This window comes from Kluyvera sp. Awk 3, from assembly GCF_028069715.1.
GTDB lineage: Bacteria > Pseudomonadota > Gammaproteobacteria > Enterobacterales > Enterobacteriaceae > Kluyvera > Kluyvera georgiana_A.
On record NZ_JANEWH010000154.1, the window covers coordinates 1 to 9750 of the forward strand.

8 protein-coding genes are annotated in these 9750 nt (G+C 56.0%); 7 read left to right on the top strand and 1 reads right to left on the bottom strand.

The genetic code is table 11. The features are described from left to right. The 7 genes from proV to emrB all read left to right on the top strand — a co-directional run. On the top strand, positions 1-1188 hold a 1188-nt coding region (gene proV / locus NNN71_RS21485), incomplete at its 5' end, for a glycine betaine/L-proline ABC transporter ATP-binding protein ProV (RefSeq protein ID WP_271459296.1). Beyond that, the gene (gene proW, locus NNN71_RS21490) at positions 1181-2242 is read left to right on the top strand and encodes a glycine betaine/L-proline ABC transporter permease ProW (RefSeq protein WP_064543237.1); all 1062 of its coding nucleotides are present in this window, start codon (positions 1181-1183) and stop codon (positions 2240-2242) included. The genes proV and proW, both read left to right, overlap by 8 nt. A gap of 63 nt (positions 2243-2305) precedes the next feature. After that, on the top strand, positions 2306-3307 hold the full coding sequence (proX, locus tag NNN71_RS21495) for a glycine betaine/L-proline ABC transporter substrate-binding protein ProX (protein WP_163446249.1): 1002 nt from the start codon (positions 2306-2308) through the stop codon (positions 3305-3307). Positions 3308-3482: 175 nt separating this feature from the next. Then, positions 3483-4664, top strand: a complete 1182-nt coding sequence (locus tag NNN71_RS21500; RefSeq protein WP_167575174.1) for an MFS transporter — start codon at positions 3483-3485, stop codon at positions 4662-4664. Between the two features lie 137 nt (positions 4665-4801). Then, positions 4802-5332 (top strand): transcriptional repressor MprA, encoded by a 531-nt coding sequence (gene mprA, locus NNN71_RS21505; protein WP_163446251.1) that lies wholly within the window; start codon positions 4802-4804, stop codon positions 5330-5332. 111 nt (positions 5333-5443) lie between these two features. Further along, positions 5444-6616, top strand: coding sequence for a multidrug efflux MFS transporter periplasmic adaptor subunit EmrA (gene emrA, locus NNN71_RS21510; RefSeq protein ID WP_064543230.1), 1173 nt, complete (start codon positions 5444-5446; stop codon positions 6614-6616). A 16-nt stretch (positions 6617-6632) separates the two neighbouring features. Continuing rightward, the gene (gene emrB, locus NNN71_RS21515; protein WP_163446252.1) at positions 6633-8171 is read left to right on the top strand and encodes a multidrug efflux MFS transporter permease subunit EmrB; all 1539 of its coding nucleotides are present in this window, start codon (positions 6633-6635) and stop codon (positions 8169-8171) included. Positions 8172-8214: 43 nt separating this feature from the next. On the opposite strand, the gene NNN71_RS21520 is transcribed toward emrB, so the two are convergent. Beyond that, positions 8215-9582: a glycoside-pentoside-hexuronide (GPH):cation symporter gene (locus NNN71_RS21520; RefSeq protein WP_249022856.1), complete on the bottom strand. Its 1368-nt coding sequence runs from the start codon at positions 9580-9582 to the stop codon at positions 8215-8217. Between the last annotated feature and the right edge of the window lie 168 nt (positions 9583-9750).

The window sequence follows — 9750 nt, forward strand, 5'->3', positions numbered from 1 at the left end:
ATTAAGAATCTTTATAAAATATTCGGCGAGCATCCACAGCGAGCATTTAAATATATCGACAAAGGTTTCAGCAAAGAGCAAATTCTGGAAAAAACAGGGTTATCGCTTGGCGTCAAAGATGCCAGTCTGGCCATTGAAGAAGGCGAGATATTTGTCATCATGGGGTTATCCGGCTCCGGCAAATCCACCATGGTACGCCTTCTCAATCGTCTGATTGAACCGACTCGTGGACAGGTGCTGATTGACGGCGTGGATATTGCCAAAATATCCGACGCCGAGCTTCGCGATGTCCGCCGTAAAAAAATTGCAATGGTCTTCCAGTCATTCGCTCTCATGCCACACATGAGCGTACTGGATAACACCGCGTTTGGCATGGATCTGGCCGGTGTGCCGGTGAAAGAGCGCCAGGAGAAAGCGTTGGACGCGCTACGCCAGGTGGGCCTTGAAAACTATGCGCACGCTTATCCTGACGAACTCTCCGGCGGGATGCGTCAACGCGTCGGTTTAGCCCGCGCGCTGGCCATTAACCCTGATATCCTGTTAATGGATGAAGCCTTCTCGGCGCTCGATCCGTTAATTCGTACCGAGATGCAGGATGAGTTAGTCAAATTACAGGCCAAACATCAGCGGACCGTGGTATTTATTTCCCACGACCTTGATGAAGCTATGCGAATTGGCGATCGCATTGCCATTATGCAAAATGGCGAAGTGGTGCAGATCGGTACCCCGGATGAAATTCTGAATAATCCGGCAAATGATTATGTCCGCACCTTCTTCCGCGGTGTGGATATTAGCCAGGTATTTAGCGCCAAGGATATTGCGCGCCGTAATCCGGATGGTCTGATCCGTAAAACACCGGGCTTTGGTCCGCGCTCAGCCCTCAAATTACTGCAGGATGATGACCGTGAATACGGCTACGTCATCGAACGCGGGAATAAGTTTGTCGGTATTGTCTCCATTGATTCCCTGAAAGAGGCGTTAAAAGCCAACCAGGGAATTGACGCGGCGCTTCTTGATGAGCCACTGGCCGTCGATGCGCAAACGCCACTCAGCGAATTGCTCTCTCATGTGGGCCATGCCCCCTGCGCCGTACCGGTTGTTGGAGAAGAGCAGCAGTACGTCGGCGTTATTTCAAAAAGAATGCTGCTACAGGCATTAGATCGCGAGGGGGCAAACAACAATGGCTGATCAATCTAACCCGTGGGATACCACACCGGCCGCCGATAGCGCGGCTAACTCCGCCGATGCCTGGGGTTCACCGGCTTCGGCACCGTCCGGCGGCAACGCCGACTGGCTGCACAGCGCGCCTGCGCCACAGCCTGAACACTTCGACATTATGGACCCGTTCCATAAGACGCTGATCCCGCTCGATAGCTGGGTGACGCACGGTATCGACTGGGTAGTCACGCACTTCCGTCCGCTGTTCCAGGGCATTCGCGTTCCTGTCGATTACATCCTGAGCGCCTTTCAGCAGCTGCTGCTGGGGATGCCTGCGCCGGTGGCGATCGTGCTGTTCGCCCTGATTGCCTGGCAGATTTCCAGCGTTGGGATGGGCATCGCGACCTTTATTTCGCTGATTGCCATCGGCGCCATCGGTGCCTGGTCGCAGGCGATGATCACTCTGGCGCTGGTGCTCACCGCCCTGCTGTTCTGCGTGGTGATAGGCCTGCCGCTGGGGATCTGGCTGGCGCGTAGCCCGCGGGCGGCGAAGATTATTCGCCCACTGCTTGATGCGATGCAGACAACTCCGGCGTTCGTCTACCTGGTGCCGATCGTCATGCTGTTCGGTATCGGTAACGTGCCGGGCGTAGTGGTAACCATTATCTTCGCCCTGCCACCGATTGTGCGTCTGACCATTCTGGGGATTAACCAGGTACCGGCGGACCTGATTGAAGCTTCGCGCTCCTTCGGCGCCAGCCCGCGTCAGATGCTGTTCAAAGTACAGCTGCCGCTGGCCATGCCGACCATTATGGCGGGCGTGAACCAGACGCTGATGCTGGCCCTGTCGATGGTGGTTATCGCCTCGATGATCGCCGTCGGCGGTCTGGGTCAGATGGTGCTGCGCGGTATTGGCCGTCTTGATATGGGCCTGGCGACGGTTGGCGGCGTGGGGATCGTTATCCTCGCCATTATCCTCGACCGCCTGACGCAGGCCGTAGGCCGGGACTCCCGCAGCCGTGGCAACCGCCGCTGGTACAGCACCGGCCCGTTGGGTCTGCTGCTTCGCCCTTTCACTAAGTAACCATCGTGTTGGCCCGCGCTGCCGGGCCAACGCTCCACGACTATCACTATTAAAGGAACAACGATGCGACACTCATTTGTCTTAGCCACTGCTTTTACCACGCTGGTCTCCACCAGCGCGTTTGCTGCCGACCTTCCAGGGAAAGGCATTACCGTTCAGCCGGTGCAGAGCACCCTGTCAGAAGAGACCTTCCAGACGCTGCTGGTGAGCCGCGCGCTGGAAAAACTGGGCTACACCGTCAGTAAACCGAACGAAGTCGATTACAACGTCGGCTACACCTCGATCGCCGCCGGCGATGCGACGTTCACTGCCGTCAACTGGATCCCGCTGCATAACGACATGTACGCCGCGGCGGGCGGGGATAAGAAGTTCTATCGTGAAGGGACGCTGGTTGGCGGCGCGGCACAGGGTTATTTGATCGATAAGAAAACCGCCGATCAATACCACATCACTAATATTGCTCAGCTGAAAGATCCAAAGATCGCCAAACTGTTCGACACCAACGGTAACGGCAAAGCCGACCTGACTGGCTGTACGCCAGGCTGGGGCTGTGAAGCGGCCATCAATCACCAGCTGGACGCTTACGACCTGAACAAAACCGTCGATCATAATCAGGGTAACTACGCGGCGATGATGGCCGACACCATTACCCGTTTTAAAGAAGGCAAACCAATCTTCTACTACACCTGGACGCCGTACTGGGTGAGCGATGTGCTGAAACCGGGTAAAGACGTGGTGTGGCTGCAGGTGCCGTTCTCTTCCCTGCCGGGCGTACCGAAAGATGCCGACACCAAGCTGCCTAACGGCGCTAACTACGGCTTCCCGGTAAGCACCATCCACATCGTCGCCAACAAAGCCTGGGCTGAGAAAAACCCGGCGGCCGCGAAACTGTTCGCCATTATGAAACTGCCGCTGTCTGACATTAACGCGCAGAACTCCATGATGCATGCCGGTAAGGCATCCGAAGCCGACGTTCAGGGCCAGGTGGATGGCTGGATTAAAGCCCACCAGCAGGTATTTGACGGCTGGGTAAAAGAAGCGCTGGCCGCGCAGAATAAGGCCTGATAAGCGTAGCTGTATCGGACAAAGCCGCCACCGTTCGCCGGATGGCGGCTTTGTCTTATCCGGCCTGTACGAGGCCAGCCCGCCATCAAAAAGCACGTTCCGCTACGCGACATGTTCCCGCATCTCCCTGCCTTTCGTTATTATCGTCCCTATTCTTCCTCACATTCTTAATACCATGACTAAACCTGCTCACGGGCTTAGCCCAGCGTTAATCGCCTTAATGTCCATCGCCACTGGTCTCGCCGTTGCCAGTAACTACTATGCGCAGCCACTGCTGGAGACCATCGCCCGTAATTTCTCACTGAGCGCCGGACAGGCGGGCTTTATCGTTACCGCCGCCCAGTTAGGCTACGCCGCCGGGCTGCTGTTTCTCGTACCGCTGGGCGATATGTTTGAACGTCGCGCGCTGATTGTCACCATGACGCTGCTCGCCGCGGGAGGCATGTTGATCACCGCCAGCAGCAGTTCGCTGGGCATGATGATCCTCGGTACCGCCCTTACGGGACTCTTCTCCGTCGTCGCGCAGCTTCTGGTGCCGATGGCGGCCACCCTCGCCTCACCGGAAAAGCGCGGCAAGGTGGTCGGAACCGTGATGAGCGGATTGCTGTTGGGTATTCTGCTGGCGCGAACCGTCGCCGGACTGCTGGCAAGCCTCGGCGGCTGGCGTACCGTTTACTGGGTCGCCAGCGTGCTGATGTTGGTACTGGCCTTCGCCCTGTGGCGTGGCCTACCGAAACTCAAGCAGGAGACGCACCTCAACTACCCACAGCTGCTCGGCTCCATCTTTAGCCTCTTTGCGCACGATAAGCTGCTGCGCACCCGCGCGCTGCTCGGTTGCCTGACGTTTGCCAACTTTAGCATTCTGTGGACCTCAATGGCGTTTCTGCTCTCGGGCGCACCGTTCAACTACTCGGAAGGCACGATCGGCCTGTTTGGTCTGGCGGGCGCGGCAGGCGCGCTGGGCGCACGTCCTGTCGGCGGGCTGGCGGATAAAGGCAAAGCGCACCTGACAACCACCTGGGGCCTGGTGTTGCTGCTGCTTTCCTGGGTGGCGATTGGGTACGGCCAGACCTCCGCCATTGCGCTGATTATCGGTATTCTGGTGCTCGATCTGACGGTTCAGGGCGTGCATATCACCAATCAGACGGTGATTTATCGCGTGCAGCCGGACGCCCGTAACCGACTCACCGCAGGCTACATGACCAGCTACTTTATCGGTGGTGCGGCAGGGTCGCTGTTGTCGGCCTGGGCCTGGCAGCATGCCGGCTGGCTCGGTGTCTGTGCGGCTGGCGCGGCGATATCCGTCGCCAACCTGTTGGTCTGGTGGTGGGGCTACCATCGGCAGGCAGCCGAGTAGTGACCAGGGGGTGATGAGCATACGTATTCATCACCCCTATGCCATAGACCAATCACATAAATTACTGGCAATAATTCATTTACTTTATTTGTCACTGTCGTTACTATATCGGCTGTAACTAATGAGGTAATGCCCAGATGGATAGTTCGTTTACGCCCATTGAACAAATGCTGAAATTTCGCGCCAGCCGCTGCGAAGAGTTCCCTTTCCAGGAAATTCTCCTGACTCGCCTGTGCATGCACATGCAGGGTAAGCTGCTGGATAACCGCAATAAAATGCTGAAAGCTCAAGGGATTAACGAGACGTTGTTTATGGCGCTAATCACGCTGGAGTCTCAAGAAAATCACAGCATTCAGCCCTCCGAACTCAGCTGCGCGCTCGGGTCATCGCGTACCAACGCCACCCGCATCGCCGATGAACTGGAAAAACGCGGCTGGATTGAACGTCGTGAAAGCGACAATGACCGCCGCTGCCTGCATCTGCAGCTCACCGACAAAGGTCGCGAATTCCTGAACGAGGTTCTGCCTCCGCAGCATCACTGCCTGCATCAGCTCTGGTCGTCTCTCAGCGCGGCTGAGAAAGATCAGCTTGAGCATATCACCCGCAAACTTCTTACCCGTCTGGATCAGATGGAAGAGGATGGCTCAGTACTCGACGCCCTGCGCTGATACTACCGCGATCGCAAGGAAAACAAACAGGCCAGCAGATAACCCCTGCTGGCCTTTCTGGTAAACAGGTCGGCGTTGCCGATATCAATAATAAGAAATGTGGAGAATCACATGAGCGCAAATGCGGAGACTCAAACCCCGCAGCAACCCGCCAACAAGAAAGGCAAACGTAAACGCGCCCTCATCTTGTTGACCTTGCTCTTTGTTATTATTGCCGTGGCCTATGGGGCCTACTGGTTTTTGGTTCTGCGTCACTTCGAAGAAACCGATGACGCTTACGTGGCAGGGAACCAGGTACAAATCATGGCGCAGGTGTCCGGCAGCGTGACGAAAGTCTGGGCCGACAACACCGACTACATCCAGCAGGGTGACGTGCTGGTCACGCTTGACCAGACCGACGCCCAGCAGGCGTTTGAAAAAGCGCAGACCCAGCTGGCCTCCAGCGTGCGTCAGATGCGCCAGTTGATGATCAACAACAAGCAGCTGCAGGCGAATATCGATATTCGCAAAACCACGCTGGCTCAGGCGCAAACCGACCTCAACCGTCGTATTCCGCTGGGCAGCGCTAATCTGATTGGCCGTGAAGAGCTGCAGCACGCGAAAGATGCGGTGACCAGCGCTCAGGCGGCTCTCGATGTGGCGGTACAACAGTACAACGCTAACCAGGCGATGATTCTGGGTACCAAACTGGAAGATCAGCCAACGGTTCGCCAGGCCGCAACCGACGTTCGTAACGCCTGGCTTGCCCTGCAACGTACCAAAATTGTCAGTCCGATGAGCGGCTATGTTTCCCGCCGTTCCGTCCAGCCGGGCGCGCAGATTAGCCCAACCACCCCGCTGATGGCCGTAGTACCGGCCAGCAACCTGTGGGTAGACGCGAACTTTAAAGAGACGCAGCTGGCGCACATGCGTATCGGCCAGCCGGTGACGGTCATCAGTGATATCTACGGCGACGACGTCAAGTACACCGGGAAAGTAGTCGGTCTCGATATGGGTACCGGCAGCGCCTTCTCGCTGCTGCCGGCACAGAACGCCACCGGTAACTGGATCAAAGTCGTGCAGCGTCTGCCGGTGCGTATTGAACTGGATGCCGATCAGCTGGCGAAACACCCGCTGCGTATCGGTCTCTCTACGTTGGTGAAGGTTGATACCTCCAACCGCGACGGTCAGATGCTGGCTAACCAGATTCGTACCAGCCCGGTTTACGAGAGCAATGCGCGTGAAATCAGCCTCGATCCGGTGAACAAGCTGATTAACGACATCGTCCAGGCCAACGCCAACTAATGCTGGGGTGCGCGTAATGCAACAGCAAAAACCGCTGGAAGGCGCGCAGCTGGTCATTATGACCATTGCGCTGTCGCTGGCCACCTTTATGCAGGTGCTGGACTCCACCATCGCGAACGTGGCTATCCCCACCATCGCCGGTAACCTTGGCTCATCGCTGAGCCAGGGGACGTGGGTTATCACCTCATTCGGGGTCGCGAACGCCATCTCCATTCCGATTACCGGCTGGCTGGCGAAGCGCGTCGGTGAGGTGAAGCTGTTCCTGTGGTCGACCGTCGCCTTTGTCATTGCGTCCTGGGCGTGCGGGATGTCCAACAGCCTGAGCATGCTGATCTTCTTCCGCGTGATTCAGGGGATCGTTGCCGGGCCGTTGATCCCGCTGTCGCAGAGTCTGCTGCTCAGCAACTATCCCCCCGCCAAACGCTCAATCGCGCTGGCGCTGTGGTCGATGACGGTGATTGTGGCTCCGATCTGCGGGCCGATCCTCGGCGGCTACATCAGCGATAACTACCACTGGGGCTGGATCTTCTTTATCAACGTGCCGATTGGCGCGATAGTGGTACTGTTAAGCCTCCAGACACTGCGCGGGCGTGAGACCCGTACCGAGCAAAGGCGTATCGACGGCATTGGCCTGGCGCTGCTGGTGCTGGGGATTGGTAGCCTGCAGGTGATGCTCGACCAGGGGAAAGAGCTCGACTGGTTTAACTCCACGGAAATTATCGTGCTGACCATCGTGGCGGTGGTGTCGCTGAGCTTCCTGATCGTCTGGGAGTTGACCGACGATAACCCGATAGTCGATCTATCGTTGTTTAAGTCGCGAAACTTTACCATCGGCTGTTTGTGTATCAGCCTGGCCTATATGCTCTACTTCGGCGCGATTGTTTTGCTGCCGCAGCTATTGCAGGAGGTCTACGGTTATACCGCAACCTGGGCCGGTCTGGCTTCAGCGCCGGTGGGCGTCATTCCGGTGCTGCTGTCGCCGATTATCGGCCGCTTTGCCCATAAGCTGGATATGCGCCGTCTGGTGACCTTCAGCTTTATTATGTATGCCGTGTGCTTCTACTGGCGTGCCTACACCTTCGAACCGGGAATGGACTTCGGCGCCTCGGCGTGGCCGCAGTTTATTCAGGGCTTCGCCGTCGCGTGCTTCTTCATGCCGTTGACCACCATCACGCTTTCCGGGCTACCGCCTGAGCGTCTGGCGGCCGCATCGAGTCTGTCGAACTTTACCCGTACGCTGGCAGGCTCTATCGGGACGTCGATTACCACCACGCTGTGGACTAACCGTGAAGCGATGCACCACGCGCAGCTCACCGAGTCGGTGACGCCGTTCAACCCCAATGCCCAGCAGATGTATGATCAGCTGCAAGGCATGGGGATGACGCAGCAGCAGGCTTCCGGCTGGATAGCCCAGCAGATTACCAACCAGGGGCTGATTGTCTCAGCCAATGAAATCTTCTGGATTTCGGCGGGGATCTTCCTGGTGCTGCTGGGGCTGGTATGGTTCGCCAGACCGCCATTTGGCGCAGGCAGCGGGGGTGGAGGCGCTCACTAGTTAAAAAGCCAGCTCAAGCGAGCTGGCTTTTTTTTACCCAGAACTACTGAGCCGACGTATTCGCGAACGTACCGTTTTTCAGATCCGCAACCACGTTATTCATACGACCTTCGTTTAAACCGTAGAACTTAATGGCAAACGCCGTGAGAATATAAAAAACCGCCGGAACAATCGTAAATAACAGCATGACGCCCTGAGCGGCGGAAGAAGACTGTACAGCCACGCCGGATTCGTAATGGAAATAAGCCAATACCCAACCTAAAATGGCGCCACCGACGGCAACCCCCAGCTTAATAATGAATATATTGGCCGCAACATTCATACCAGTAATGCGACGCTGCGTTTTCCATTCGCCGTAATTATTAGTATCGGTGATCATCGACCACTGCAATGCACCGTTGCCGCCCTGAATAATGGAAATAATAATGTGAATGACAAATATCGCTATCCATGCCTGCGGAGGAACGAAGAAACAAATAACGCCAAATGCGGCGGTGAGCAGGTTAATCCAGAATGACAGCTTCACCTTGCAAAAACGGGTACCAAACGGTTTTGCCAGCACGGACCCCGCCATGGAAGCAAACATCCCGCCAAGCATAAACAGAGAAATAATATCAGCGCCTTTATTCAGCACCGTATTGATGTAATACACCACCGCGCCGCCACGCAGCACCACGGCAACCAGCATCATGAAGTTATAGACGGAGAGAATCAGCCACTGATCATTTTTGAAGAGAATTTTAACGTCGCGCGCAATATTGAGATTCTCTTCTTTGATCGGCTGAACGCGTTCTTTGGTGGTGAAGAAACAGGTGATAAACATCAGGCAGCCAATCACCCCAAACAGAGCCATAGAAACCTGGATGCCAGTCGCCCGATCGCCCGGATAGAGGAAATCGGCCAGCGGGAGAATAAGCGCGGTGCCCAGCGCGCCGCCAATCGGCGTAATAGCAAAGCGCCAGGACTGCAAAGACAGGCTTTCGCGCGGGTCGGAGGTAAGCGCCGCGCCCAGCGAGCAATAAGGGATGTTAATCGCGGTGTACATCAGCGTCATAAAGATATACGCCGCGACCGCGTAAACCACTTTGCCGGTATCCGAGAAAGACGGGATGGAATAGACCAGCACGCAACTGACGGCAAACGGCACACAAATCGCCAGCAGCCATGGACGGAAGCGGCCCCAGCGCGTAGAAGTCGCATCGGCGATGGCCCCCATAATCGGATCGGTTATTGCATCCAGCAGCCGGACCAGCAGGAACATAGTGCCCATTACCGCAGGCGGCAGGCCGTAAATATCGGTGTAAAAATAGGCCAGAATAGCCACTGACGAGTCAAAAACAATATGACTGGCGGCATCCCCAAGGCTATAGCCAATCTTCTCCCGAATAGAAATTCTATCCCCTGTAGACATATACACTCCCGTTTTAATTTTTGGTAATGAAACCGGTTTCTTTGGAGGTATTTTTGACAGTTACGGGGCGGGATTCCATTATGTTTTTCGACTATTCGATTACGTTTTTCATTTTATGTGATCGACAAACGGATTAATGCCGGCATCCAAAATCATTTTGTTTAACAG